Annotated in this window: 22 protein-coding genes; 15 read left to right on the top strand and 7 right to left on the bottom strand. The window is 50.0% G+C overall.

Annotated features, from left to right (window positions below; translation table 11 throughout):
- The first annotated feature begins 93 nt into the window (after positions 1 to 93).
- The 3 genes from PRUTH_RS06355 to PRUTH_RS06345 all read left to right on the top strand — a co-directional run bounded on the left by PRUTH_RS06355 (position 94) and on the right by PRUTH_RS06345 (position 2,633).
- On the top strand, positions 94 to 1,518 hold the full coding sequence (locus tag PRUTH_RS06355) for an alanine/glycine:cation symporter family protein (protein ID WP_151172872.1): 1,425 nt from the start codon (positions 94 to 96) through the stop codon (positions 1,516 to 1,518).
- 86 nt (positions 1,519 to 1,604) lie between these two features.
- Positions 1,605 to 1,922 (top strand): hypothetical protein, encoded by a 318-nt coding sequence (locus PRUTH_RS06350; RefSeq protein WP_022943764.1) that lies wholly within the window; start codon positions 1,605 to 1,607, stop codon positions 1,920 to 1,922.
- A 267-nt stretch (positions 1,923 to 2,189) separates the two neighbouring features.
- Positions 2,190 to 2,633, top strand: a complete 444-nt coding sequence (locus PRUTH_RS06345; protein ID WP_151172871.1) for a nuclear transport factor 2 family protein — start codon at positions 2,190 to 2,192, stop codon at positions 2,631 to 2,633.
- A gap of 33 nt (positions 2,634 to 2,666) precedes the next feature.
- Here the strand turns inward: PRUTH_RS06345 and PRUTH_RS06340 are convergent, their stop codons facing one another.
- Positions 2,667 to 3,551 (bottom strand): patatin-like phospholipase family protein, encoded by an 885-nt coding sequence (locus tag PRUTH_RS06340; RefSeq protein WP_022943766.1) that lies wholly within the window; start codon positions 3,549 to 3,551, stop codon positions 2,667 to 2,669.
- Between the two features lie 161 nt (positions 3,552 to 3,712).
- Positions 3,713 to 4,297 (bottom strand): TetR/AcrR family transcriptional regulator, encoded by a 585-nt coding sequence (locus tag PRUTH_RS06335; protein WP_130144940.1) that lies wholly within the window; start codon positions 4,295 to 4,297, stop codon positions 3,713 to 3,715.
- 125 nt (positions 4,298 to 4,422) lie between these two features.
- On the opposite strand from PRUTH_RS06335, the gene PRUTH_RS06330 reads away from it, so the two are divergent.
- Positions 4,423 to 5,472, top strand: a complete 1,050-nt coding sequence (locus PRUTH_RS06330; protein WP_022943768.1) for an alkene reductase — start codon at positions 4,423 to 4,425, stop codon at positions 5,470 to 5,472.
- Between the two features lie 156 nt (positions 5,473 to 5,628).
- On the opposite strand, the gene PRUTH_RS06325 is transcribed toward PRUTH_RS06330, so the two are convergent.
- Positions 5,629 to 6,186: a DUF6795 domain-containing protein gene (locus tag PRUTH_RS06325; protein WP_151172870.1), complete on the bottom strand. Its 558-nt coding sequence runs from the start codon at positions 6,184 to 6,186 to the stop codon at positions 5,629 to 5,631.
- A gap of 230 nt (positions 6,187 to 6,416) precedes the next feature.
- Here PRUTH_RS06325 and recC point away from each other — a divergent pair, with 230 nt between their 5' ends.
- The 10 genes from recC (at position 6,417) to PRUTH_RS06275 (ending at position 19,086) form a co-directional block, all read left to right on the top strand.
- Positions 6,417 to 9,680 carry an exodeoxyribonuclease V subunit gamma gene (gene recC / locus PRUTH_RS06320; RefSeq protein WP_151172869.1) on the top strand — a complete coding sequence of 1,088 codons (3,264 nt, stop codon included), beginning with the start codon at positions 6,417 to 6,419 and terminating at the stop codon, positions 9,678 to 9,680.
- Positions 9,667 to 13,236, top strand: coding sequence for an exodeoxyribonuclease V subunit beta (gene recB / locus PRUTH_RS06315; RefSeq protein WP_151172868.1), 3,570 nt, complete (start codon positions 9,667 to 9,669; stop codon positions 13,234 to 13,236). The genes recC and recB overlap by 14 nt, the downstream gene beginning before the upstream one ends.
- A complete protein-coding gene (gene recD, locus PRUTH_RS06310) occupies positions 13,229 to 15,061 on the top strand; it encodes an exodeoxyribonuclease V subunit alpha (RefSeq protein ID WP_151172867.1) in 1,833 nt (610 codons plus the stop codon). Before recB ends, recD begins: the two co-directional genes overlap by 8 nt.
- A 2-nt stretch (positions 15,062 to 15,063) precedes the next feature.
- Complete coding sequence (locus PRUTH_RS06305; RefSeq protein WP_151172866.1) at positions 15,064 to 15,429, top strand: hypothetical protein; 366 nt, start codon at positions 15,064 to 15,066, stop codon at positions 15,427 to 15,429.
- A 58-nt stretch (positions 15,430 to 15,487) separates the two neighbouring features.
- Complete coding sequence (locus PRUTH_RS06300; protein ID WP_218939692.1) at positions 15,488 to 16,144, top strand: DUF2589 domain-containing protein; 657 nt, start codon at positions 15,488 to 15,490, stop codon at positions 16,142 to 16,144.
- The gene (locus PRUTH_RS06295) at positions 16,134 to 16,400 is read left to right on the top strand and encodes a hypothetical protein (RefSeq protein ID WP_151172865.1); all 267 of its coding nucleotides are present in this window, start codon (positions 16,134 to 16,136) and stop codon (positions 16,398 to 16,400) included. The genes PRUTH_RS06300 and PRUTH_RS06295 overlap by 11 nt, the downstream gene beginning before the upstream one ends.
- A complete protein-coding gene (locus tag PRUTH_RS06290; protein WP_081604450.1) occupies positions 16,397 to 17,041 on the top strand; it encodes a DUF2589 domain-containing protein in 645 nt (214 codons plus the stop codon). The genes PRUTH_RS06295 and PRUTH_RS06290 overlap by 4 nt, the downstream gene beginning before the upstream one ends.
- Positions 17,042 to 17,103: 62 nt before the next feature.
- Positions 17,104 to 17,604: an Mpo1 family 2-hydroxy fatty acid dioxygenase gene (locus PRUTH_RS06285; protein ID WP_045978688.1), complete on the top strand. Its 501-nt coding sequence runs from the start codon at positions 17,104 to 17,106 to the stop codon at positions 17,602 to 17,604.
- Complete coding sequence (locus tag PRUTH_RS06280) at positions 17,601 to 18,392, top strand: SDR family oxidoreductase (protein ID WP_151172864.1); 792 nt, start codon at positions 17,601 to 17,603, stop codon at positions 18,390 to 18,392. Before PRUTH_RS06285 ends, PRUTH_RS06280 begins: the two co-directional genes overlap by 4 nt.
- A gap of 73 nt (positions 18,393 to 18,465) precedes the next feature.
- The gene (locus PRUTH_RS06275) at positions 18,466 to 19,086 is read left to right on the top strand and encodes a TetR family transcriptional regulator (protein WP_151172863.1); all 621 of its coding nucleotides are present in this window, start codon (positions 18,466 to 18,468) and stop codon (positions 19,084 to 19,086) included.
- 27 nt (positions 19,087 to 19,113) lie between these two features.
- On the opposite strand, the gene PRUTH_RS06270 is transcribed toward PRUTH_RS06275, so the two are convergent.
- The 4 genes from PRUTH_RS06270 to PRUTH_RS06255 form a co-directional block, all read right to left on the bottom strand.
- Positions 19,114 to 22,203 carry an efflux RND transporter permease subunit gene (locus PRUTH_RS06270; protein WP_151172862.1) on the bottom strand — a complete coding sequence of 1,030 codons (3,090 nt, stop codon included), beginning with the start codon at positions 22,201 to 22,203 and terminating at the stop codon, positions 19,114 to 19,116.
- Positions 22,204 to 22,206: 3 nt separating this feature from the next.
- Positions 22,207 to 23,337, bottom strand: coding sequence for an efflux RND transporter periplasmic adaptor subunit (locus PRUTH_RS06265; protein WP_151172861.1), 1,131 nt, complete (start codon positions 23,335 to 23,337; stop codon positions 22,207 to 22,209).
- A gap of 230 nt (positions 23,338 to 23,567) precedes the next feature.
- Entirely contained in the window at positions 23,568 to 24,632 is a 1,065-nt protein-coding gene (locus PRUTH_RS06260) for a DUF3083 family protein (RefSeq protein WP_022944015.1), read from the bottom strand.
- An 84-nt stretch (positions 24,633 to 24,716) separates the two neighbouring features.
- Positions 24,717 to 25,142, bottom strand: a complete 426-nt coding sequence (locus PRUTH_RS06255) for a CBS domain-containing protein (RefSeq protein ID WP_151172860.1) — start codon at positions 25,140 to 25,142, stop codon at positions 24,717 to 24,719.
- 92 nt (positions 25,143 to 25,234) lie between these two features.
- Here PRUTH_RS06255 and PRUTH_RS06250 point away from each other — a divergent pair, with 92 nt between their 5' ends.
- Positions 25,235 to 25,627, top strand: a complete 393-nt coding sequence (locus PRUTH_RS06250) for a VOC family protein (RefSeq protein ID WP_045978693.1) — start codon at positions 25,235 to 25,237, stop codon at positions 25,625 to 25,627.
- The last annotated feature ends 70 nt before the right edge of the window (positions 25,628 to 25,697 follow it).

Below are 25,697 nucleotides of genomic sequence, written 5' to 3'. Positions count from 1 at the left end.
TAGATTATATCCCGCCTAAAGTCGCATTTTTATCTCCATAGCCTAGTATAAAGTGACATAAACAAGCAGTTTTACAAGCACTTGGAGTGAACATTGCTAGAGTCATTGATAGCCAGCGTAAATGCGCTGTTGTGGGGGGAAGGGCAGATCCTTATTTATTTACTGCTCTTTGCTGGTGTGTGGTTTTCGATTTCGCTCAGAGGGATTCAGATCACTCACTTTACCCATATGTTCGCGCTATTAAGAACCAGTGCTCAGGCGGATAAAAACGAAATAAGCTCATTTCAAGCGCTGTGTACCGGCCTAAGCGCTCGTGTGGGCACTGGCAACCTCGCCGGGGTGGCAGTGGCTATTTCTTTGGGTGGCAGTGGTGCGGTGTTCTGGATGTGGGTGATTGCCATACTCGGTATGGCCACCGGCTTTGCCGAAAGCGTACTAGGGCAAGTGTATAAGGTGCGTGATAGCCAAGGCGAGTTTCGCGGCGGCCCTGCGTACTACATTCAAATGGGGTTGGGGCAAAAATGGTTAGCCATTGCTTTCGCGCTGTGTTTGTTTCTCGGTTATGGCTTTAGCTTTAGTGCCATGCAAACCAACACTATCACCGATGCGTTGCACCATGCCTTTGGCGTGGACCGATTTTATACCGGTTTGGTTATCACCTTAGTCACAGGCAGTATCATCGCCGGCGGCTTTAAGGCCATTGCCCGTTTCGCAGAGCGGGTGGTGCCGCTAATGGGGTTAGTTTTTGTGTTTAGCGCCCTGGTGGTGACGATGGTCAATTATGAACGGGTGCCGGCGATGCTCAGTGATATTTTGCATAGTGCGTTCGGCCTGCAAGAAGCGGGAGCTGGGGCGCTCGGAGCAGCGATTAAAAATGGTATTCAGCGCGGCCTTTATTCCAATGAGGCTGGAGCCGGGAGTGTTCCCCACGCAGCGGGTGCGGCAACACCAACACCGAATCACCCAGCCACACAAGGGTATATACAAATGCTAGGGGTGTTTTTCGACACCATAGTGCTATGCAGCTGCACGGCGGTGATTATATTACTGGCGGATATCCCCATCAGCGGCGATATGGAGGGTATTCGCCTCACCCAGGATGCCATGACCGCGCATATGGCCGATGCCGGTGTGTATTTTGTTGCGGCGGCAATCACCTTGTTTGCATTTACCTCAGTGGTGGCAAACTTCGCCTATGCCGAGAGCAACTTGCACCTTTTTGCACTGGATAATCGTATGGGCAGAGGCCTGTACATGCTCAGTTATCTAGCGATGATGTTATGGGGAGCCAGTGCCAAGCTTGAGCAAGTATGGAGTTTAGCAGATATGGCCTTAGGCTTGATGACACTGGTTAATATCATCGCGATTGTGCAGCTTACGCCGACGATTAAACGCGTTACATCAGACTACCACCGCCAGCGTAAGCAGGGTAAAGCACCTGAATTTTGCGTAGCAAAGGTCAAAATACAGGGGCAAACAGAGTCAGGAATTTGGCAAGAGAAAAGTATAGATAACTGAGCTAAAAGCATTTTACGTTATTCATGGCAATTTTTGTTACACTCACGGCTTTGATGACTGTCGCCGTTAAGGTGTTAAGGAAAACCATGAGTAAACTACGAATTAGTCGTGATAGTGGCTATGCAGATAGAGCTAGAAAGTACACGGTTATGTGTGAAGGTAAGGCGTTGGGTAAAATTGGTAATGGCGAAAGTGTTGAGTTTGATGTGCCACCAGGCGAAAAAGAAGTTTATTTAAAAGTGGACTGGTGCCGCTCTAATAAAGTGCGTATTAACGTGCCAACAGAAGGGACGGCGCAGCTAAGCGGAGGTTCAAACTTACGTGGTCCGCGAATTATGCTCGCCATTGTTTACGTACTTTTTAAGCCGCATGATTACCTATGGCTAACTGCGCAAGCAGACTAGCCGTTCAACCTTCCTCCGTTTTAGGTGGTGATGGCTAGCGCTGTCATTACTTAATAGGGCGATGATTAAAAACGCCGCTCAGGCCTGGGTTTTTGTCGATAAATTTCATTCAGATTAATTAAAACTACTGTTAATGAAATTCACTGCTCATCGGATGTTTTTGAGTTTATTCTAAGCTGGCAACATGCAACCCCAACTCATAAAACGAGCGCTATAGGCTCATTTTACAACATGGAACGGGTCACTTTTTAAGCATAAGAGGCAGCGATGAAGCAAATACTCATTACACTCATGATTTTATTTAGCACCAGTACACTGGCTGAAGGTCAACTGACCAAAAACAAACAACTGGTCATTGATTTTTATACCGATGTGGTACTAGCCGAAGACGCGACACATATCGATAAGTACCTAGGTCCGCGCTATATCCAACATAACCCCATGGTCGCAGATGGTAAAGAAGGGCTGCGGGCGTTATTGCGCAGCTTGCCTAAACGAGATAAAAGCGCCGGACCCAGTGGTGAAATAGTGCGGGTGATAGCTGAGGGCGACTTGGTGGTATTACACGTTAAAAGTTACCACTGGCCGCCGCAGCCGAATGGCGGTGCCATTGTTGATATATTTCGTGTGGAAAATGGCAAAATTGTTGAGCACTGGGATGTCATTCAAGCCATTCCTGAGCAAGCCAAAAATACCAATACCATGTTTTAGCTTTACCATTGAGCAGCGCAACCCGAGGCCTTATTATACTGCCTCAGGTTGTGGCTCGGGCTCTTTCCATCGATTGACTGCTTTTAGGCCAACTTCAAAACCGAGGCGATAGTCCTCTTCTAAAGTCTCGATACTTGAGCCTAACACCATAGATTGTAATGGCCGAGTTGGGGCTATTTGAACCACGTTAACACCTTCAGGTGGTGACCTCATAAACTCAACAGCCTCGGCGTAACGCTGTTGATAGTGATGATAAATTTCAAACATCCGTGGCGACTGGTTGATGCGCCTCATAATAGGTTTAAGCCTCTCCAACACCGGCATCTTGCCATCATCATGAGCTTCAACTGTGCGGATCACCCATATGGTTTTCGCGCCTTTTTCATGAGCCCACCGCACCGGCAGGGGGTCGGCAACGCCGCCATCCATCATGCCATGGCCTTCGACTTTTACGCCGGGGCGATACAGAAATGGAATAGCGCTTGAGGCCTTTAGGTGCGCAAACATATTTTCATGCCAAGTATGTAAGTAATGCGGCTCAAACGAGTCGTAGTGGCTAGCTACCGCATAAAAATTACTCTCTGGCGTGAGGTTATTAGGCTCAGTGGGGAAGCGCACCTTGCCGTTGTGCTCAACTTGATGAAAATACCAGTCTAGGTCAATGACGTTACCACCGGTGAAAAACCGGGCCGGTCGAAAAAACTGTTGCTCTGTGGTGAGGTGCTCAATCGCTGTTTGCGCGTATTGGCGCGCCCGAGCACAGTAAGCTGCGAGATTTTGGGCGCCTGCAGAAACGCCGACTTTTAAATCGAAGGGCGCAAATTTCTTTTCTAGGAAAGCATCGAGTACGCCGGCGGTAAAAATGCCTTTTTGTCCACCGCCTTCGGCGATGAGTGCGGAGCGTATATGTGTTGTCATATTGTACTCTTCTATTAATTATTAATGTGTGAAGAGGTACACATTTCACCAAAACCAATTACGTGCAGAGGTTTTCGCCGTGAGCTTTGGTCAATTGTGTTTCATCCCCCACTGAATGTGGAATATTAGCTGTATTATGGGCGATAGCGATGAATTTCAAGTTAATCAACAATAATAGCGGCTAAAAGTTGTTCGCCCATTTGTGTTAACAAGGCTTCATCTGGCTGTGTAAACGCATAGGTGCGCATGCCGTAAATGCCCATGGCCAAAAAGCGCGCTAGCTTCATCGCGTCATCTTGGTTCACGGCTTCACCTTGGTGCTGAGCGCGGCGAATTTGCGCAGCTAGGTTCTGCTCTAACTGCTTGAGGTTTTGTGCAAGAATATTGGCCACTTCCGGGTCTTGGCCTTCAATTTCATTTAAAGAGCGGGTGAGTAAACATACCTTCGCACAGGTCTTTTGCACGCACTCAGTGACCGTGTTGGCGATAAATTCACGCAAACTATCAACAACCGGGCGTTGGGCGTCAAAAATGGTGTCGAATGCTTGTTGTTTTTGCTGATGGTAGTGACTCACCGCCTCGATAAACAGACCTTTTTTACTGCCAAATGCGCAATAAATAGAGCCTGGATGCAACCCCGTTGCTTGGGTTAGTTTTTGCATACTGGCTTTGCTGTAACCATGCTCCATAAAGGTTTGCATGGCTTGTTGTAAAACGTGGGCTCTGTCAAATTCGGCGCTGCGCATAAAAACGACATGATGCTGCTAACTAAGATAACGAACATGGTACCATTTATTTTCAATATTTACTTGAATTAGCATTCAAAAATCCATACGTTGAATATACATTCAAAAAAATAAATATGCTTTATATGACCGATCTTCTTTTACAACCTTATGCTTTAAATGACGAACTGACTCTTAAAAATCGCATTCTTATGGCGCCGCTTACACGCTGTATGGCGGATGATAATCTCGTACCAACGGAAAAAATGGCGGCCTATTATGCTCGTCGCGCTGATGCTGGGTTGATCATTAGTGAAGCCACGATTATTCGCCCTGATGCCCAGGGCTATCCGAATGTCCCGGGTATATTCACCAGTGAGCAAATACAAGGTTGGCGCAATGTCACTGAGCAAGTGCATGACCAAGGAGGCAAGATATTTTGCCAACTATGGCATGTTGGCCGTGTCGCTCATCCACACTTTTTTGCAGGAGATGTGCTCGGTGCCAGTGCGATTGGTATCGAAGGCACTGTGCCGCGCATGCGTGAATTAAGTTACCAAACACCAAAAGCCGCGAGTGAAGCGCAAATCGAACAGCTTGTGGCTGATTATGCTAAAGCGGCAGAAAACGCGATAGAGGCTGGTTTTGACGGCGTTGAGATCCATGGTGCCAATGGCTACCTTATTGATCAATTCCTGCACCACAGTAGCAACCAACGCAACGACAACTATGGCGGCAATGCTGCCAATCGCGCACGTTTTGCACTTGAGGTGGTCGACGCTGTCGTCGCGCGTGTGGGGGCTGCGAAAGTGGGTTTACGGTTATCCCCTGGGGCGTACTTCCTGCTCGATGAGGGCGATGAGCAAGATACCGCCGTGTTCGACTATTTACTGGAGCAGCTTAACCATCGAAACCTTGCGTATCTGCACTTGGGTATTTTCGATGACAGCATGCGTTTCCCTTATCTTGGTGGCAACGGCAGTGCCTCGCAATATCTACGTAAACATTATAACGGGAACTTGGTAGGTGTTGGCAGTTATACGCCGGAGCAAGGCGCTGAGGCAATCAGTAATGAAGAGTTCGATTTACTAGCCTTAGGTCGTCCTTTTATTGCTAACCCTGATTTGGTCGCCAAAGTGAAAGCGCAAAAACCACTCACGCCATACACTGATGATATGTTGGCTGAACTTTACTAAAAAGGCTACGCTAGCTTTGCAGTGCCGCTATATTTTTGGTGGTGAGCGAAGAAAATGCAAAAATATGACCCTTGTCATGAATTTGCAATTTTGGCGCTTTACTATGAGTGGCAAGTAATGACGTATGTGTTGCTTGAACTCTGATTAGACCCCGACTTAGCCGCTGATAACAGCGGCTTTTTTTTGTGCCGATTTTTGCACATGTAAATCACATATCGAGTAGACATTCACGGGCAGGCTAGGGCGGCGCTTATCGCTGATGTTGAATTCATTTTCAGCGGAGAGCAAATTACACTGCAACTGCGATAGGGTTTCTTGTAGCACGAAGTTGTCTAATTCATGGTCAATGGCGGTGTACCATAACACGTACTGTTGGCCTTGGTAGCGCACACTGATGTCCTGCCATAAGCGCTCCGGAGGCTCGCCAAAAACAGTGTGCTCTGTGGTCATGGGGGCAAAGTAAAAGTGTCCGCTGCTGTCTGTTTTCGCGCGGCTAACGAATTGCTGATCGCCCACCGATAAGGTGCGAGTAATTTCGACATTGGCCAGCTCAGAGCCGCCCAAAGCAAGCTTCCCCTTCACTTGCGGGGATAGGGTTTGAGATTGGGTCACTAAATCAGAGATAAGTGGGCGATGTTGTCCAAAATCACCAAGCAGCGTCACTGAGCAAGCAAGTAAGCCGGCACAAAAAAGGCTGAAAGCAATCAATCGCATTGGCACGCTCCTGTGTGCTAATTCATTCCATTGTGGTTATAACTTAATCTATGTTCCTAAAATATGCAAATTCAAGATGTTACCGAATATTTTGCTATTAACTTAGGTGCAACAATGATGCCGCTTAACAATAACCAATAAGGTGAAAATACACTGTGATGTCAACCTAGTGCCCGTCATTAAAATTGCGTACACTGGCTATCTAGGCATTCCAATAATACCGATAACGCATGCTGCATATAATACAGTCAAACCGTATGGAGATTCTCAGCGCCCAGCTCTGTGCGTTGCTGGCGAATACCAGCAGTTCTAATATTTTCCATAAAGAGCAAGTATTGGTGCATTCTCCAGGAATGTCACAATGGTTGAAGCTTGAGCTTACAGCGCAGTTAGGCGTATGTGCACAGGTCGACTTTCCATTACCTTCGAGTTTTATCTGGTCTTTGTACCAGCAAGCTTTGCCTGATGTTCCGCCAGAGTCGTCGTTTAACAAAGCCAATATGACATGGAAGCTCTACGAACTGTTGCCGCAAAAATTAACACAGGCTCATTACCAACCCCTGATGCGCTACCTTGATGGTGACGATGATGGTCACAAACGCTATGCCCTGTGTGAGAAAATTGCCGATGTGTTCGATCATTATCTAATGTATCGACCACAGTGGTTGGCTAGTTGGCAAGCGGGTGAAGACCAACTAGATGACGTTGATATTAGCCATGCACCTTGGCAGCCCGATCTTTGGCGTGCTTTAGTCGCGCGTGTTCAAGAGCTGAAGCAAAGCCCGTACCACCGCGCTAATATGCACCAAGGATTACTGGATGCACTGGCGGCGGGGCAGTTGCAACTGCCGCCACGTATTTGCTTGTTTGGTATCTCCGCTTTGGCGCAATCGCAGCTAGCGATCTTTCAGGCGCTCAGTGAGCACACGGATGTGTTGATATTTCTGTTCAACCCCAGTGAACATTATTGGGGCGATATCGTTGATGAGAAAACTCTGGCTAAAATACACACTCAGTATCAACGTAAGCCTAATATCGACGCGGCTGAATCTGAGCAACAATATTTTATCGTCGGTAATCCGTTATTGGCATCATGGGGTAAGCTTGGCCGCGATTACCTAGAGCAACTGCTGCAATTAGATGGCAAGTGGCTGGATGGTTTCGATGATGAATTTGCGCCGCATTTATTGGGTCGTCTGCAGCAAGAGGTATATGAATTAGCTTTCAAAGGGGAAAGCTTAGCGCAAGACCCACACTGGTTTATCAGTGAGCAGGGTAAGATAGCATTGGCGCAACAAGATCACTCCCTGTTAATAAGTAATTGCCACACTGCTTTGCGCGAAGTGGAGTGCTTACACGACCATCTACTTGCTGAGTTTGCCCGCGATCCAACCCTAACACCCAAAGACATCATTGTGATGATGCCTGATGTCGGCCAGTACAGCGCCTTTATTGAAGCGGTGTTTGGTGGCGCTAAAGGCGAGCGCCATATTCCCTATGCCATTGCCGACTTATCCATTGCCCAAGAGCAGCCTATTGTTAATGCCTTGGTGAGCTTGGTGAATCTACCCTTTAGCCGCTTTGGTGTCAGTGAATTGATGGATTTATTATACATTGAGGCCATTAGCCAGCATTTCGGCTTCGTCGCCAGCGAACTCGAACAGTGCCAAGTGTGGCTTGAGCAAGTCGGGGTGAAGTGGGGAATTGATGGCGCGCACAAACAAGAATTCAACCTGCCAAGTATTGATCTCAACACCTGGCGTTTGGGAATAAAGCGATTATTGTTAGGCATCGCGGCCACCGATGCGCCTTATCATGGGGTTTATCCGGCAGACGCAGTTGAGGGCATGGCCAGTGATACATTGAGCAAACTCTTGGCCTTTATCAATGTGTTGTTGCAGGCCAAGCAGGCACTTAGTGGTGATGCAAGCTTATTGGATAAGTGTACCAGCTTGCGCGCAATTGCCAGTGAAGTGATGGCAGTAGAGCATTTAAGTGCCGCAGACTTAGCCTTGTTAGATGGCCTCTATAGTGACATTGAAAAGCATTATGATAATGGCGACTATCAAGGGCTCATCTCGGCACGGATCTTCGCCACCTTGATTCAACAAGGTGTCGAGCAAAAAGGCGTGGGGCAGCGGTTTTTAATTGGTAAAGTTAACTTTTGTACGCTGATGCCGATGCGCGCCGTGCCCTTTAAAAAGGTCTGTATCTTGGGGCTGAACGATGCCGATTACCCACGCAGTGTACAGCCTATTGGTTTTGACCTGGTGCCTTACAGTCAGCGGCGCAAAGGCGATCGCTCACGTCGCCTAGACGACCGCTATTTATTTTTAGAGGCCTTGTTGAGCGCCAGAGATAGCCTATATCTTAGTTATATCGGTCGCTCTAGCCGCGATAACAGTCCCCGTATGCCCTCGGTATTAGTCAGTGAGCTGTGCGAATATTTAGACCGCAGCTTTTGCTGGCAAGACAGCGATGATACGTTTACAAGCCGATTAGTGATAGAGCATCATCTGCAGCCGTTTCATCCGCAGTATTATCAAAAGGACAGCCGTTGGCAAAGCTTTAATCCGGTGTGGGCCTTGCCGTTAACAGCCGCTCAAGAGCAAAAACAACAGCTTCAGCCTTTGGCTGTCACAGCGCCACAACTGTGCGAGCTCGACACCTTAATGCAATGTGCTACTCGCCCACAACGTTATTTCTACCAACAAGTACTTGGGGTGCGCATAGATGGCATTGATGCACACGATGAAGATATCGAGCATTTCGATTTAGATGCCTTATCGCGTTATCAATTACTCGATGAGCTGCTCGAAGGACAATTGCACGGTAGCGCTCCGAGTGATGAGGAAATTATCCAGCGTGGGGTGCTGCCCCAAGGTGTGTTATCGACATTGACCTTGCAGCAACTGCGTAGTCGTATCAGCCCACTGGCAGAGCAGGTTCAGCTGCGTACGCAAGGGCAAATGGCGCAAATGCTGGAAGTGGATATCACGGTTTCTGGAGTGCGCCTGCAAGGTTGGTTAGCGCACCTCTATGGCAGCCAACAGGTGTTTTATCGCAGCGCCAGTATTAAAGCGAAGGATAGAATTCAAGGGTTTATTTATCACTTACTCGCGCAGCTGTGTGGGGAGGCGGTCACTACCGTGGTGATGGGCTTAGACGAACAAGTGTCTTTTGCCCCGATGAATGCTGAGCGTGCCGGACAATTATTAGAGCCTTGGCTTGAACTCTTTACTAGCAGCCATCAAAGCAGTGTGGCATTTTTCCCCGCCAGTGCCTGGGAATGGATACAAAGCCAAGATATGAATAAAGCCAATATTAAGTTCGTCGGCAGCCCGTATGTGGGGGTCGCCGAGCGCAGTGACCCTTACATCGCCACTGACTTTGCCGACCTTTTCCAGTGCGAGCAGGAATTCTGTGACTGGAGTACGCGATTGTTGCAACCCATAGCGCAATTAGGCGAGGAGCAACGCTATGCAGACGCTTAACCCTGTCACCCTTGCCTTTGATGGACAACAGCTTATTGAGGCCAGTGCCGGAACCGGTAAAACCTATACCATCACCGGGTTGTATTTACGCTACTTATTAGGCCTGTATGAAGATGCCCAGGGCAACCAAGGCGAGCCGCTGACGGTCGAGCAAATATTGGTCGTGACCTTTACCGAGGCCGCCACCAGTGAAATCAAAGACCGGGTGCGCTCGCGCATTAGCATGGCAAAAAACATGCTGCTAGGGGAGCACAGCAGCGATGAGCTATTGCGTGACTTGATAGCGCAGCTTGACGACCGTCAACAGGCATTTAATCGTCTGGATATGGCGGCGAAATCCTTGGATGAAAGTGCCATTTACACCATTCATGGGTTTTGTCAGCGCATGCTTAAACAACATGCGTTTGAATCGAACATGGCCTTTAATTTGCGCTTCACTCTGGATGAGAGTGAGCTGCACGAGCAGGCGGTGTTCGATTTTTGGCGACAGTTTGTGTATCCGCTGCGTGCAGAGCAAGCGCAGGCGGTCCTCGCTCATTACAGCTCGCCACATAGCCTGCTAAAAGAGCTGCGTGCGCTCATTAATCGCAAGCAGCTGCAGTTACAACCGCACATTGATGATCCTGAGGCTGAGCTGACCCAATTGTGGCATTGCCAAAGCGAATACCTCAAGGCTTTGCCCCAATTCAAACAGGCACTGCGCGAGGGCGATTTCTTCAATGCCATTGCCGCCAGCGATATCAAAGGCAATGCCAAACCTAAGCATAAAAGTAATTTGGCGGGCTTGGCAGCGTTTAGCGACAATGATGACACCCAGTTGAGTTTAGGTGCGGCCAAACACTCCTTTAGCTTATGGAGTGCGCAAAGCCTTGAGGACCCCAGCATTTATAAGAAAAATGGCCAACCTTTTTCTCACCCTTTGGTGGTGGAATTTGAACGTATGGCGCAGCTTAGCCAAGGCCTGGGTGAGCGCCTGGCACAAGTGATATGTGTCTTGGCGCTCGCCTATGTGCGCCGCCATGTGCAGAGCAACAAAGCACGCACCGGCATTATCGCCCCCGATGACCTGCTTAGTCAGCTCTATGATGCGTTGCACAATGACAGCGACAACCAGCTGCAACAGCAAATTCGCCGCCAATACCCAGTGGCGATGATCGATGAGTTCCAAGACACCGATCCCATTCAGTATGGTATTTTCAGCACTATTTATCGTCCCAGCGATGAGCAGTTCACTAACCTCACCATGATAGGGGATCCCAAGCAGGCCATTTATGGTTTTCGTGGCGCCGATATTTTTACCTATATTGACGCCAAGCAACAACTGAGCGCGCAGCAGCAATATACCTTGGCAAAAAACTTCCGCTCGGCGACGCCATTAGTGGAAAGTGTCAATAACTTATTCAGCAGTCACCCGCAGAGCTTTATCTTTAACGACGCCATTCCCTATCAAGAAGTGCAAGCGAATGGCAAAGATAAAGCGCTGTTATATAAAGGCGAGGCGCTCGGTGCCATGGATTTTGTCTTTTACGGCAGCGGTGCTGAGGTGTTATCGAAAGAGCAAGGACAAAGCGCCTTGGCCGAGGCATTTGCAAAGCGGGTTCACTTTTTGTTGGCTGCGGCGCAACAAGGCGACTTGCTGCTGGGTGAGACGCCACCGTGCGCCGGCGATTTTTGCATCTTGGTACGCGACAGGGGCGAAGCGGCACTGATGAAACAGGCGCTTACTCGCCAAGGCGTTGCCAGTGTTTATCTAGCCCGCGAAAGTGTGTTTAAGCAACCGCTGGCGCAACATCTTTACCGCTTGTTGGCGATTATACATGGTCCCTATGATGAGCGCGCACTGCGCGGCTTGCTGGCGGGGCCATTTTATAACTTCAATAGCGCACAATTGCTGGCACTGAGCGATGATGCCGAACAGTGGCAGCAACAATTGCAGCACTTCGCCGAGCTCAAGCGGCGTTGGTACCGCGATGGCGCGTTGGCAATGCTCGAGCAGCTGTTATGGCAAAATCAATTACCGCAAGTATGGGCCGAGCAAGGGTGGGATGTTGAGCGCCTATTAACGGATTTTCGTCATCTCGGTGAAATTCTCCAACATAAGCAACTTGAACTGGATGGCACGGCGCGGTTGCTGAAGTATTTTCACCAGCAATTGACCCGTGATAGCAGTGAGGGTGACAGCGCCCAACTGCGTTTGGAGTCCGATGCCCAGCTGGTGCAAATCGTGACCATGCATGCTTCTAAAGGGTTAGAATACCCCATTGTGTTTATGCCGTTTGCGGTCAATTTCCGCAGCGCCAGCGCCGCTTATTATCACCACCAAGGGAAGCTGTACTTAGATTTATCTAAACAACAAGAGAACCTTGCGCGCGCCGAGCGTGAGCGCTTAGCCGAGGACTTAAGGTTATTGTACGTGGCCTTGACCCGGCCCATCTATCATTGTGCCTTAGGGCTTTATAATTTAGGCAAACATAAACGCTCGCAGCTTTTGCAAAGCGCGCTAGGGTACTTGTTGTTTCCGCGCGCTGAGGGCACGGAGAATATTCGTGAGCTGCTGCAGGCTCGACTCGCGCCTTACCCGGACATGAGTTTAACCGATGCTGATCATTATCAATCGGGTGAGAATTTGGTGCAGGAAAACGCAGCCGTTGAGCGCCTGGTACGCGCCCAGCAGGCGGATATTGAGCGCAACTGGCGGGCCACCAGCTTTAGCGCCTTGAGCTTCAAACACAGTGATTATCATGGTGCCAGTCACAGTGGCGGTGATGATGAGGATCATCGTTTGCAGCAAAGTTTAGTGCTTAAGCAAGCATCCCCTCTAGCGCAGCTAACGGCTTATGATTTTCCCAAAGGCCCGGGGCCTGGCAGTGCACTGCACGATATACTCGAGCAAATCTCTTTTCGCGGCGTGCTCGCCGGCGAGGCGCAAGCCATGGAAGAGCTTGAGCAAGTGATCACCCATACCCTGCATAAATACGCACTGGATGAGAGCTGGCACGCGCTGCTGTGTAGCTGGATGGCGGCGATTATGCGCTGCCCCATACTCGAGTCAGGGCTTTATTTGGGGCAGTTACAAAGCGATGATTGTTTAGTGGAGATGGAATTTCATCTCGCGCTCAATGAGCTTGATGCCCAACATTTTAATGCCACCATGATAAGCCTGTTTGGCTATGACTTTGGTCTTGATTTTGAACGTGTTAAAGGCGTGCTAAAAGGCTTTATTGATTTAATCTTTTGCTATCAGGGGCGCTATTACGTGCTTGATTACAAATCGAATTACCTCGGCGAAAGCGCCGATGATTATAACGATGAAGCCTTAACGCACGCCATGAATGCCCATAGCTATCATGTCCAAGGGGCGATTTATATGGTGGCATTGCACCGCTTGCTGGCGGCGCGATTGCCTGATTATGACCCCGCTAAGCATCTAGGTGGCATGGTGTATACCTTTTTACGAGCGATGCCCGAGGGACACGGAGTGTACTATCGGCCATTCAGTGTGACTGAAATCGACACCTTAGACGGGCTTTTCGCCAAAGGAGCGCACTATGCTTGAGGTACTGTTAGAACAGCGTAAAGTGCGTACCGTGGATGTCGAGTTAGCGGCGTTACTCGTCGATGAGCAGCAACCACCTTACAGCGAGGGATTTTATATTATCCTGCTGTTGCTCAAAGCTATGCATGAGCAGCATACCTGCTTAGATTTACACAGTGTGAACTGGGACAACCCCTTTGAGCTCGATACCCGCGCGCCAGTGCCCGCGTTTTTTGCGCCTGACTTTGATGCCCTCGGCTGCCTTAATGCCTTGCCGTGTACTGGGGCTGAAAAACCGCTGCGCATACATGGGCAGCGCGTCTATCTGGCGCGCTATGATGGCTACGAAGCGCAGTTAACCGCGCGCTTTTTGCAGCTAGCTAAGCAGCCTTTGGAGCTTGATTTGCCGGCGCTCAAAGCGCTGTTGGCGCATTACTTTAACAATCAAAACAGTGAACCTGATTGGCAGAAAGTGGCCTGTGCTCTGGCGGCCACCAGTAAGTTTTGTGTGATCACCGGCGGTCCGGGTACCGGTAAAACCACCACAGTGACGCGTTTGTTGGCGATTTTACAATCGCTCTATGCCCAAGCCCCTTTGCACATTGAACTGGTTGCTCCAACCGGCAAAGCAGCAGCACGCCTAAGCGAGTCTATTCAAGGAGCAAAAGGCGACTTAGCCGAGACCGACCAAGCGGTATTAGAGAGTATTCCCGAGCAAGCGCAAACCCTGCATCGGTTGTTAGGCACGGTGCCCATGTCCAATCATTTTCGCCATCATCGGGGTAATCCGGTGCATGCCGATTTAGTGATTGTCGACGAAGCGTCCATGGTCGATATTAGCCTGATGAGTAAATTGGTAGACGCCTTAGCACCGCACACTCGATTGATTTTATTGGGCGATAAAGACCAACTGAGTTCAGTGGACACGGGCAATATCATGGCTGATATTTGCAGTGAATGTACCCTTGGCCAGCTGCCGCACTACAGTGACCAGCGCGCTGAGCAACTTGGCTATTTATGCGGTGAGCATTCTTATCACAGTGGCCAGCAATCACTCTATGCGTTAACCGATCATGTTGCCTTTTTGCAGCACAGCTATCGCTTTGATGGCGACAGCGGCATAGGCCAACTGGCGTATGCAATTAACACAGCCGATAGCAAAAAAGCACGATACCTGCTGCAAAGCCGCGCCAGTGATATTAGTTATTACCCTTTGGATGAGGGGTTTTATAGCGCACTCATTGCCCGCTGCGCCGAGCAGTACAGCCACTACCTAGCATTGATTGCAGCAGGGGCAACGCCCGTGCAGGTGCATGACGCATTTGCTCGTTTCCAGTTACTTGCCGCACTGCGAGAGGGGCCCTTTGGTGTGCATGCGCTTAACCAACGCATAGAACATCACCTCGCTCAGCAAGGGAAAATCAATGTGCAGCAGCATTTTTATATTGGTATGCCGTTGATGATCACTCAGAACGACTATCAGCTTCACCTGTTTAATGGTGATATTGGCATCATTATGGCGGATGACAACGGCGAGCCTCAGGCCGTTTTTATGGGCGCGCAAGGTGAGGCCAGGGCATTCTATCCGGGGCGTTTACCGCAATTTGATAAAGTTTTTGCTATGACCATTCACAAGTCACAAGGCTCTGAGTTTGCCCATACCGCCATGGTGCTGCCGCCGCTGCATCGGGGCGGCCAAGGACTTAATCGCCAATTGGTGTATACCGGTGTGACCCGTGCCAAGGCGCATATTGAATTGATCTGTGATGCGCGCACTTTGGCTCATGCCATCGCCACGCCAGTGCGCCGGGCATCGGGGTTGTATCAGCGTTTATGTGAGTGTTAGCGATGTGGTTTTATGTCATTTTAGCGGTGGTGCTTATTAAAACCTCTTTATTGGGGTTAGGTGGGGTTTCCATGGCCATTGCGCTGTGCGCATGGCTACTGCTGCGCTTGGGAGTGGTGGCTATTCATCCGAGTATGAAGCAAGGGTTTAGGCGGTTATTTAAAGTCGCGTTTCTTTTGCATCTTAGCGTTTATGTGGCGCTAATACTCAAGCTGCTGCTGATCGACTCCTTCGACGATATCCCGGCCTTTATTGTCGGCCACTTACTGATACACCACCTGATGTCAGCCGTCATCGGCGCCACGGTGATCTTTATGCTTATCCGGCGCTACTTTTATTACAAGGGCTTACATAAGAGCACGAGTTAAGCCAGCGACTCCTAGTTTTTAATGGCAATAGCGCAAATAGGAACAAAAGGAGAGAACTATGGCTATCGATACAGGACTCGTTGGCTCGGTAATTAATGCCCTGCCATTGGATCGCATGATAGGGGGGCCATTGCATGCAATGATCACCGCCCAAGTACAGGCAAGTCGGGCTTACGCCGAATTTTTGATGACCGTGTGCATTAAAGATGGCAAGGCGGTGAACGTTGAGTTCGAATACGATGAAACCCAAGTGGACACCGAAGGTAACTTCAAGGGCACCATACGTAAAACCATGCGGGTGCCGCTACTTGCAGCGATCACCCACCCCAATATTTGTGTCGAAGAAGGGTCAATTGACTTTGAACTGGAAGTGACACAATCAGAAGAAAGCCACAGCGAAACCAGTGGTGAGGGTGGCTTTGAGGCAAAAATGGGCTGGGGTCCATTTTCCGTTAAAGTACACGGCAAGGTGTCTCATAAGTCGGAGCAAGCCCGTAAAACCGACACTCGAGCTAAATATTCAATTCATACCGCAGTAAAACGCCAAGGGCCGCCTGAAGCATTAATGCGGGTTATTGATTTTCTCACCGATGCGGCTACCAAGCCCGTGGTTATTGGTGAGGGTAAACCCTCTGCTACTGATGCCTTACCTGCGGACACGAAAGCTGAAATCGCACCGCCTTCTGATAAAAATGGTAAAAAGGATGGCGGCTAAGGTGAAGCTAAAAAGTGCTTGGCGGCGGTGTTGGCAGGCTATCAGTACATTATGGCCAATACCAAGTCGTTATTGGTCTACGCACTGTCACACCAAACAGGCCAATGTGGTGCTGTTACATTCCGAGCACTCTGGGCGCGCAGGTGATACGCGCGCCTATGTTAACGTGCAGCTGCATGCTCAAAGTCATTTTCTTAACACTGAGTTATTACAGCGGCTGCGCACTCCCAATGTCATTGATAGTAAGGACTTATGATGTTTGGCAAAGAAAAGATGAATGCGCAAATGCTCACCGATATCACTCGGGGGATCCACCATGCGGTGAACACCACCGGGACCATGATATCGCAACAATATGTGATGCAATTGCAGCAGTTCTTCGATACTCAAGAGGATGGCTCGCTAGCGGCGAAAATGGTGAAAGTGCAAGTCGACGAGCAACACGATATGTATGTGCCGCTTATTGCTTTAGTACAGCCGCAAGGCATAGCCTTAGACAAAATGCGTTTTGATATGTCGATTCAAATCAGTGAAAGCGAGTTGAAACGGGCGACGCACCAAGTGGATGGGTTTAATGCCGAGCGAGTGGCATTCAAGGTGAACCTTTCGCCGAAAACCAGCGACAGCAACCGCCGGCGAACCGATATTGTCGATGTGGAGATGCAGTTTACGCGTTGTGAAGCACCAGAGGGAATGCATCGGCTCATTGAACAATACGCCAATATGATCCAGCCCTTTAAAAACGGTGAGCCAGTGTCTGATGAGCCTAATTCTCCACCGGGGCAGGGGCCATTAAAGAGCGCCGCTGCGAGTGAGCGTAAGCCTAATTTAGTACGCATGAATACTCATGCCACTGGTAATCTTGATGAGGGCGAGCGAGACGAGCCAAAAATATAGGCAAGTTAGGGGTTTTACTCTAAACTGAGCACAAGGTTAATAATAAAAAAGGTGCTAACACCATGAAAACCTTGGTTACCCAATTAAGTAATTACGCTCGTTATCATCGTGATAAACGTAATATATACACCCATTTTATCGGCATACCCTTAATCGTGTATGCCTTGCTGGTGCTGCTCTCCCGCCCGAGTTTTACCGTTTTAGCGCTCAGCCTCACTCCAGCTGTGTTGGTCGTGAGTATTACCTGCCTTTACTATTTAAAGCTATCTCTCAGGCTTGGCCTGCTAATGAGCGCGCTGTTGGTGCTGGGTCTGCTCGGGGCTGCGCCCGTGGCGATGCTTAGCACGTGGCTGTGGCTGTCCGTTGGTATCGGATTATTCGTCGTGGGCTGGGTATTTCAATTTGTCGGTCACTATTACGAGGGCAAAAAACCTGCCTTTGTGGATGATTTAATCGGCTTGGTTATTGGGCCCTTATTTGTTGTCGTTGAAGCCTTATTTTTAATGGGGCTTTGCAAAGAGCTGCAAGCGCAAATTGAACACCAAGCAGGAGCGATAAAATGAACTTAGATGGCAAACGGGTGTGGTTAAGCGGCGCATCATCGGGCATTGGTGAGGAGCTGGCTAAACAACTTGCGGCCAAAGGCGCTAAGCTGGTGTTATCGGCGCGCAACGAGCAAGCCCTTGAGCAGGTGAAAAATAGCTTGGTGGGGCAGGGACATGTTGTCTTACCTTTGGATTTGAGCGCCGCTGAGAGCCTGCTCAAAGAGCTGCCCGAGCAGCTCGCAGCCATCGGTGATATTGATGTGTTGATTAATAATGGTGGGGTGTCGCAACGTAGCTTATTTGCCGACACCGACTTTGCTACTTACCAGCAATTAATGGCGGTCAACTACTTTGGCACTGTGGCCCTGACTAAACTGGTGGTTGCGCAAATGCAGGCTCGAAAGCAGGGGATGATCGTGGCAATCAGCAGCGTCGCGGGCAAAGTGGGCTCTAAGTTTCGCTCCGGTTATTCCGGCTCCAAATATGCGGTGGTCGGCTTTATGGATTGCATTCGCGCCGAGCTTGCCGCTGATGGCATTCATTGCCTCACCGTGTGTCCTGGCTCGGTGCAAACCCGCATTGCTCATAACTCCTTAAACGAGAAAGGGGTGGCGCAAAATCACAGTGAACAGTCGATTGAAAACGGTATGCCGGTAAGCGCCTGTGTGCAAGAAATCATCACCGCGATTGAAAAGCAAAAGCAAGAAGTGGTGATTGGCCAAGGCTTAAGTTATTGGGCACCGACCATCAAGCGTTTTTTTCCCAGGTTATTTAATCGCCTAACCGCCCGGCTGGAGTATCGATAACACCGCCATGGCTGTTGGTTCAGGTAGCAACTATGTTAATATTGCGATCATTATTTCCTAATCGAGCAAGGCCATGGTCAGGCGTTTGAAGGCTGATGCCGAACAAACCCGCAGTGCTATCTTAGATGCCGCCGAGCATCAGTTTTACCAGCATGGTGTGTCGCGTACCACCTTGGCACACATCGCCAGCGCCGCAGGCGTCACGCGCGGCGCAATCTATTGGCATTTTGACAATAAAGCCGATCTGTTCAACGCCATGTTAGACCGTATTCGTCTGCCGTTTCGACAAATGCTCAGTGAGCTGCAAAGTGCCAATGATCTGAGCGCTTTGGCGCAAATAAAAGACGTGATGCATCGCGCCTTGGTGATAGTGCAACAAGACCCCCAGTATCATCGCGTGCTAACGGTGGTGTTCCATCGCTGTGAATATGTTGACGAGCTTAACCCCGCCGTACAGCAACAAGAACAACTCAATCAAGAAGTGCAGGACACGCTCACACTGGCGTTCGCCAGGGCATTGGAAAATGGTGAGCTTAACCCGGCCATCGAGCCGCGAATCGCGGCAGCGGCGATGAATTCTCTCGTCGGTGGCCTTATCAGTAAATTCCTGCAACACCCTGGCTATATTGACCTTATTGAGCAAGCGCAAGCCCTCCTTGATACCTTGTTTTTAGGCATAAAAAAGCCGGACTAAAAAGTCCGGCTTTGGGGTTGGGTGCAGTTACTTTCGAACAAAGAGCTTTTGCACCACGAGATAAAACACGGGAACTAAAAAGATAGCCAAGAAGGTGGCACTGAGCATACCGCCAAGAACGCCAATACCAATGGCATTGCGACTGGCTGAGCCGGCCCCGGAGCTTATCGCCAATGGCAAAACCCCAAGCGAGAACGCCAGTGAGGTCATGATGATGGGTCGTAAACGCAAGCGCACGGCTTCGAGCGTGGCGTTGATCACCGAGCGACCTTGTTGCTGTAAATCTTTGGCGAACTCCACGATGAGAATCGCGTTTTTCGATGCCAAGCCCATGGTGGTCAACAAGCCCACTTGGAAATACACGTCGTTCTGAAGACCGAACAAGAAGGCGGCACTGAGCGCCCCGATGATCCCCAGCGGCACCACCATAATCACCGAAAATGGAATAGCCCAGCTCTCGTATAGGGCGGCTAAACATAAGAACACCACCAAAATCGACAAGGCATAGAGCATCGGCGCCTGGGAGCCAGACATTTTCTCTTGGTAAGAGGTGCCGGTCCATTCAAAGTCAATGCCCGGTGGCAATTGAGCAACCAACTCGGCCATAGTTTGCATCGCCACGCCGGAGCTGTATCCCGGTGCTGGCTGACCTTGAATTTCCATGGCTGAGATGCCGTTGTAACGCTCCAGACGTTGCGGGCCATACACCCAGCGGCTGGTGGCAAAGGTATCAAAGGACACCATTTCACCTTCGTTATTGCGCACATACCAATGGCTTAAATCTTCCGGGGTCATGCGGTACTTGGCATCGGCTTGCACATAGACCTTTTTAACACGGCCTCGGTCGGTGAAGTCATTGACGTAACGCGAGCCCCAGCCAATAGACAATGCTTGGTTTATCTCACTAATTGAGACTCCTAACGCTTGCGCTTTAAGCTGGTCGATATCCACCTGTAACTGCGCCGCATCTTCCATGCCGTTAGGGCGCACAGCCATCAGCTCAGGGCGCTGCGCCGCCATTCCCAGTAGTTGATTACGGGCCTGCAGTAACGCGTCATGGCCTAAGGCGCCCCTATCTTGCAAGAACAGGTTAAAGCCAGTGGCTTGTCCTAGCTCTTGAATAGGAGGCAAGTTAAAGGCAAAAATTTGCGCCTCTTTAATGGTGGAAAAATACCCCATCGCCCGGCCGATAGTGGCCTGTACGCTTTGGCTGTCGTCGCGCTCACTCCAATCTTTAAGGCGCACGAAGGCAAGGCCGACGTTTTGTCCACGCCCGGCAAAGCTAAAGCCGCTGACGGTGAACACTGAGCGCACTGAGTCTTCGCCGTGATAGTAATCGGCGACCTTAGTCATTATTTCTTCGGTACGCTCTTGGCTGGCACCACTTGGCAGCTGCACCATGGTTAAAAAGATACCTTGGTCCTCATCGGGCAAGAATGACGAGGGCAGGCGGGCAAACATCAATGCCATCACTGCGATAATCGCGCCATATAACGCCATTGAGCGCACCGGACGCTTAAGCAGGCCACCTACTGCCCCTTGGTAACCATCGTTAGAGCGATCAAAGGTACGGTTAAACCAGCCGAAGAAGCCGCCTTTTTCCAAATGGTCGCCTTTGATGGGTTTCAAAATGGTGGCACACAGGGCCGGCGTGAAAATAATCGCCACCAACACCGATAACGCCATGGCCGAAACGATGGTAATAGAGAACTGCTTATAGATAGCCCCGGTCGCGCCGCCGAAAAAGGCCATCGGCACAAATACGGCAGAGAGCACCAAGCCTATGCCCACCAAGGCACCGGTGATTTGTCCCATGGACTTGCGCGTTGCTTCCACAGGCCCCAAGCCTTCCTCGCTCATGACCCGTTCAACGTTCTCGACCACAACAATGGCATCATCCACTAATAAGCCGATGGCCAGCACCATACCAAACATGGTGAGGGTGTTTATCGAAAAGCCCATCGCCGACATAATGCCAAAGGTACCAAGCAAGACCACAGGAATCGCTAGGGTCGGAATTAAGGTGGCGCGGAAGTTCTGCAAGAACAAATACATCACCACAAACACTAACAGCACGGCTTCAAACAGTGTTTGCACCACCGAGCTGATAGAAAGCTCAACGAACGGCGTGGTGTCGTAGGGCACTTCAATCTTTAGCCCTTCCGGGAAATAAGGCTTTAGTTCGTCAAGGCGAGCGCGCACCGCTTCGGCGGTATCGAGGGCATTGGCTCCGGTGGCTAACTCGATGGCGATCCCCGTTGCTTGCATGCCGTTATAGCGAGCCATAACGGAATAGTCTTCACCGCCGAGCTCGACGCGAGCCACATCTTTAAGCTGCACTCGTGAACCATCTTCGTTAACCCGTAATAGAATTTGGCCAAATTCTTCTGGGCTACTGAGGCGGCTTTGTGCGGTGATGGCGGCATTGTATTGCTGCCCGGGTAACGCCGGGGCGCCGCCGAGCTGTCCGGCTGTCACCTGATTATTCTGCACTTTAATGGCAGCGGTGACATCGGTGGGGGTCAGTTGATACTGGTTAAGCTTTTGCGCATCAAGCCAGATACGCATGGCATACTGGCTGCCGAATACGGTGACATTGCCCACCCCTGGGGTGCGGCTAATTGGGTCTTTAACATTAGAAACCACATAGTCGGCGATGTCTTCGCGGTTCATCGAACCATCTTCGGAGATAAAGCCAATAACCATTAAGAAACTGCCATTAGACTTGGCCACCGAAACCCCTTGCTGCTGCACTTCTTGCGGTAACAGAGGAATTGCCCGTTGCAGTTTGTTTTGCACCTGAACCTGAGCAATATCGGGGTCAGTGCCGGTTTCAAAGGTGAGTGTCAGGCTGACATTGCCCACCGAGTCACTTTGTGACGACATATACATGAGGTTGTCCAAGCCGTTCATGGCTTGTTCTATCACCTGAGTAATGGCGTTTTCGGCTGTTTGTGCCGTGGCACCAGGGTAGCTGGCATTAATGCTGACCGCCGGTGGCGCAACTTTAGGGTATTGCTCTACGGGCAGCTGTTTTACCGATAGCAGGCCCGCAAGCATGATCACGATGGCGATCACCCAAGCAAAAATAGGCCGGCCAATGAAAAAATTAGCCATAAATTATGCCCCCGTGTCCTGTTTTGCCACTGTCACTTTGCTACCGGGGCGAACCTTTTGCAGCCCGGCGACGATCACTTGGTCACCCGCTTGTAGACCGGAGTGGACTTGCCAGCTTTGGTTTATCTCTTGACCGAGCTCAACTACGCGAGTTTGCGCCGTGCCTTCTTTGCTGACCACCATCACCGTGGCCTCACCTTTGGGCGTGCGCACAATGGCTTTTTGCGGTACCAATAAGGCGTCATCATCTTGGCCGGTAGCTAACTGCGCTCGCACGAACATGCCTGGCAGTAATTCACCATTGGGGTTGGGGAACACTGCGCGCATGGTAACCATAGACGTTGATGGGTCAACGCTTACCTCGGAGAACTTCAGCTCACCCGAGAGCGCATACCAGTCGTTATTTTCTAATCTCAGTTTAACCTCGGGGTTTTGGCTGAGATTGCCTTGATGCATGGCGCTGCGCAAAGAAGATAGCTTGGAGGCGGCGCGCGTCATATCCACATAAATAGGGTCAAGCTGGCGAATTATCGACAGCGCAGCGCTTTGATTGGCTGTCAGCAAGGCCCCTTCGGTAACACTAGAGCGACCAATCTGACCGTCAATGGGGGCGCGGATTTGGGTGTAATCAAGATTAATTTCGGCGCTCAGTACAGCGGCTTTGGCGGCTGCTAAATCGGCCTTTGCTTGCAACAAGGTGGCTTCGGCATCATCATAGTCTTGCTGGCTGACCGATTTATTGCCTAATAAGCCTTTGATACGTTCGGCCTTCATGCCACTGTTGCGAACACTGGCTTGGGCTTTGGCGAGCGCCGCTTTGGCGCTGGCAAGTTCAGCTTGGTAGGGCGCGGGGTCAATCCGATACAACACATCTCCTTTGCTCACCATTTGTCCTTCTTCGAACAGCCGCGCCTGCAAAATACCGCTTACTTGAGGGCGGATCTCAGCTTGACGAAAATCGACCGTGCGGCCAACCAGCTCGGTGCTGAGGTCAATACTTTGTGGCGACAACGTTATGGCCTCGACTTCAACGGCAGTGGGGGCCGTTTGGGCTTGTTGTTGTGGTTGCTCCTGGCAACCACTTAAGCTAAGCGCCGCAAGTACGGTGACTGCGACCAGCGTTTTTACATTCATAACCTACCTTTAGCTGAACAATTTATTAAACCGACTAGAGCAGGAATATACATACATGAATGTATGTAAGCAAGGTAAACTATCTCGTTTACTTTTAAGGTGTTGATATAAAGCGTAAAAAAGTCTTTTTTACGGAGGGGATAACACGCTAAATTAGGCTGGTAAGGGACTGAACCAAGCAACAAAAAAGGCCGCTCAATAGCGGCCTTGTTATTGTTTTTATCGTGCAGTTATAGGCTGTAGCTCAGGTGCTGATAAAAGCGGGTGTTGATATCTTGGCGCTCTGGGTTCACCTGTAAGCTATTACACAGCGCCTTGATCACGCTCTCGACTTGATTCATAAAGCGGCCATAGCCCATATCATGATGATCCTCGACGCCGGCAACAATCACAAAATCAATGCTCTGTACCAAGTTGGCGGCATCAAAAAGCACATGACTTTGGGTTTCGCCTTTGCCGGGTTCAAAGCTGAGCTTTTCCAGTTCCTCATTGTGAGCACTGGTGTCGATATCACGATGGCGAATAAGCGGTGTGCGGCCATTGGCCACCATTGCGCGGCGCGGTAGGCGCTTGGCTTCACAGGCGCTGATAAACGCATCTTCAATATGGCTATAAAAGTTTCCGTAATCCGTGGCGCTGGCATCCAATAGCTGCGTTTTTAACTGCCGTGTGAGTGGCAAAGTAAAACGCGCATAAGTCAGGTCGCGATGGCTGGGTAAGGGGCAGCCACGGGCTTCATAGCGTGGTGCCAGTGCTCTAAGTTTATATCCATAGCTCTCTTTATGCCCTTTGGCGCGGGCGAACAAATCATAGGTTAGGTGCTGATGGTCACGCACTTTCAACTTGTTGGCGTCGCCGGGAAGTTGCTCTTGCAGTGCACTTAGCACCTTGGCAACGCGGCGGTGAAAATCGGCAGAATGGGCACGAATGTCTTCACCTGTAGCGAGGAATAGCAACCGTACTTTGCGTGCTCGGCTTTCGCAGCAGCCATGTAGCTGATGAGCCTCGTGATATCGCGGATTATAAAAAAACAGCTGCTGACGTTGAGTCTCTAAGCAATATGCCTCTTCATGAAAGCGCACAATGGGCAGCTTGTCGTTGACCAGCATGTGCACATTGTAGAGCTCGGCATCGTCACATAACGCGAACAGTTGTCGGGCAACGCGCTGATATGCGCTGCGATAATCGCTAAAGCAGGCGTAAAAATCATCATCCGGTTTAAACTCGGCGAGAATATACTGGTTGGCGCGAGCATTGGTCGGTATATAAACGCGATGTTGATTCTGTGAAGCCATGGTTATTCCTTGTTCCTAGGTTTGTTAAATTCGCCTCAAGTGTAGGGCAGATAAATGTCAGCGATGTTGCGCTAGATTAAACTTTTATGACTTTTTCAACAGCTCAACGCTTAGGCGCACAAAGTCCGAAGAGGTGAGTATGCCGAGCAGTTTTTGCTCCTCAACCACCGGCATACAGCCATGACGGTTATTGAGAAAAAATTCGGCGATATCGCTTAAAGCATCACCGGGAGCCACGGTATCAAAATCTTGAAGCATGATATCGCCCACTTGCGTTTGTTTCTCTTTGCGCTCAAGTGCCGGTGCACCAAACACTGAAATAATGCGCATCACTTGGGCAATCATCAGTTTTTGCGTCAGCATGCCAACAAGTGTGCCGTGTTCATCGGTGACGGGAATATGGCGAATATTGTGCTCACGCATTAATGCATGGGCATCATGCAACGAGGCATCAGCGGTTACGGTCAGCGGCGCTGGGGTCATTAAATCTGCAGCAGTATGCAATTGCATCACGGCTCCTTTAGCGTTGTAATGAATGTCTCTGTAGCATAGCTTAGCGTGACGCACAGTGATTAGATCCTAATCAATAAAAGGAGCATTCAATGCAATTACACGGGCTAGACCATGTTGTGCTGCGCACCGATGATGTACCTCGCATGTGCGCATTTTACGAGGAAGTACTTGGCGCTCAGTTAGAGCGCGTATTGGAGCAAGAGGGGTTGTATCAGTTGCGCGCCGGCCAAGCCCTGATTGATATTCTAAGTACTCAGGGTAGCTTAGATAGCAAGCAACCGGTGCAGGTGCGCACCTCGCCACTGGCGCATTTTTGCTTGCAAATCAGCGCCGCGAGCGAACAGGCGGTGATCCGCACCTTAAAAGCCAAAGGCGTAAACCAGTCGTTGCAGTTCGCTGAGCGCTACGGGGCCACTGGTTTTGGTCGTTCTTTATACATTCTTGACCCAGACGGCAACACCGTTGAATTAAAGCTGGTGTGACCTTACTAAAAGCTGTAAGTTAAGCGCAGTATTTGTCATAATGCGTGGGTTATAAGTCACGCAGAATTCA

Source organism: Pseudoalteromonas ruthenica (assembly GCF_008808095.1).
GTDB classification, from domain to species: Bacteria; Pseudomonadota; Gammaproteobacteria; order Enterobacterales; family Alteromonadaceae; genus Pseudoalteromonas; species Pseudoalteromonas ruthenica.
This window is presented reverse-complemented; position numbering and strand designations above follow the sequence as displayed.

Excerpts from the sequence above, each read along its gene's own strand:
- PRUTH_RS06350 (WP_022943764.1), top strand. The coding sequence starts at position 1,605 with ATGAGTAAACTACGAATTAGTCGTGATAGTGGCTATGCAGATAGAGCT.
- PRUTH_RS06345 (WP_151172871.1), top strand. The coding sequence starts at position 2,190 with ATGAAGCAAATACTCATTACACTCATGATTTTATTTAGCACCAGTACA.
- PRUTH_RS06340 (WP_022943766.1), bottom strand. The coding sequence starts at position 3,551 with ATGACAACACATATACGCTCCGCACTCATCGCCGAAGGCGGTGGACAA.
- PRUTH_RS06335 (WP_130144940.1), bottom strand. The coding sequence starts at position 4,297 with ATGCGCAGCGCCGAATTTGACAGAGCCCACGTTTTACAACAAGCCATG.
- PRUTH_RS06330 (WP_022943768.1), top strand. The coding sequence starts at position 4,423 with ATGACCGATCTTCTTTTACAACCTTATGCTTTAAATGACGAACTGACT.
- PRUTH_RS06325 (WP_151172870.1), bottom strand. The coding sequence starts at position 6,186 with ATGCGATTGATTGCTTTCAGCCTTTTTTGTGCCGGCTTACTTGCTTGC.
- recC (WP_151172869.1), top strand. The coding sequence starts at position 6,417 with ATGCTGCATATAATACAGTCAAACCGTATGGAGATTCTCAGCGCCCAG.
- recB (WP_151172868.1), top strand. The coding sequence starts at position 9,667 with ATGCAGACGCTTAACCCTGTCACCCTTGCCTTTGATGGACAACAGCTT.
- recD (WP_151172867.1), top strand. The coding sequence starts at position 13,229 with ATGCTTGAGGTACTGTTAGAACAGCGTAAAGTGCGTACCGTGGATGTC.
- PRUTH_RS06305 (WP_151172866.1), top strand. The coding sequence starts at position 15,064 with ATGTGGTTTTATGTCATTTTAGCGGTGGTGCTTATTAAAACCTCTTTA.
- PRUTH_RS06300 (WP_218939692.1), top strand. The coding sequence starts at position 15,488 with ATGGCTATCGATACAGGACTCGTTGGCTCGGTAATTAATGCCCTGCCA.
- PRUTH_RS06295 (WP_151172865.1), top strand. The coding sequence starts at position 16,134 with ATGGCGGCTAAGGTGAAGCTAAAAAGTGCTTGGCGGCGGTGTTGGCAG.
- PRUTH_RS06290 (WP_081604450.1), top strand. The coding sequence starts at position 16,397 with ATGATGTTTGGCAAAGAAAAGATGAATGCGCAAATGCTCACCGATATC.
- PRUTH_RS06285 (WP_045978688.1), top strand. The coding sequence starts at position 17,104 with ATGAAAACCTTGGTTACCCAATTAAGTAATTACGCTCGTTATCATCGT.
- PRUTH_RS06280 (WP_151172864.1), top strand. The coding sequence starts at position 17,601 with ATGAACTTAGATGGCAAACGGGTGTGGTTAAGCGGCGCATCATCGGGC.
- PRUTH_RS06275 (WP_151172863.1), top strand. The coding sequence starts at position 18,466 with ATGGTCAGGCGTTTGAAGGCTGATGCCGAACAAACCCGCAGTGCTATC.
- PRUTH_RS06270 (WP_151172862.1), bottom strand. The coding sequence starts at position 22,203 with ATGGCTAATTTTTTCATTGGCCGGCCTATTTTTGCTTGGGTGATCGCC.
- PRUTH_RS06265 (WP_151172861.1), bottom strand. The coding sequence starts at position 23,337 with ATGAATGTAAAAACGCTGGTCGCAGTCACCGTACTTGCGGCGCTTAGC.
- PRUTH_RS06260 (WP_022944015.1), bottom strand. The coding sequence starts at position 24,632 with ATGGCTTCACAGAATCAACATCGCGTTTATATACCGACCAATGCTCGC.
- PRUTH_RS06255 (WP_151172860.1), bottom strand. The coding sequence starts at position 25,142 with ATGCAATTGCATACTGCTGCAGATTTAATGACCCCAGCGCCGCTGACC.
- PRUTH_RS06250 (WP_045978693.1), top strand. The coding sequence starts at position 25,235 with ATGCAATTACACGGGCTAGACCATGTTGTGCTGCGCACCGATGATGTA.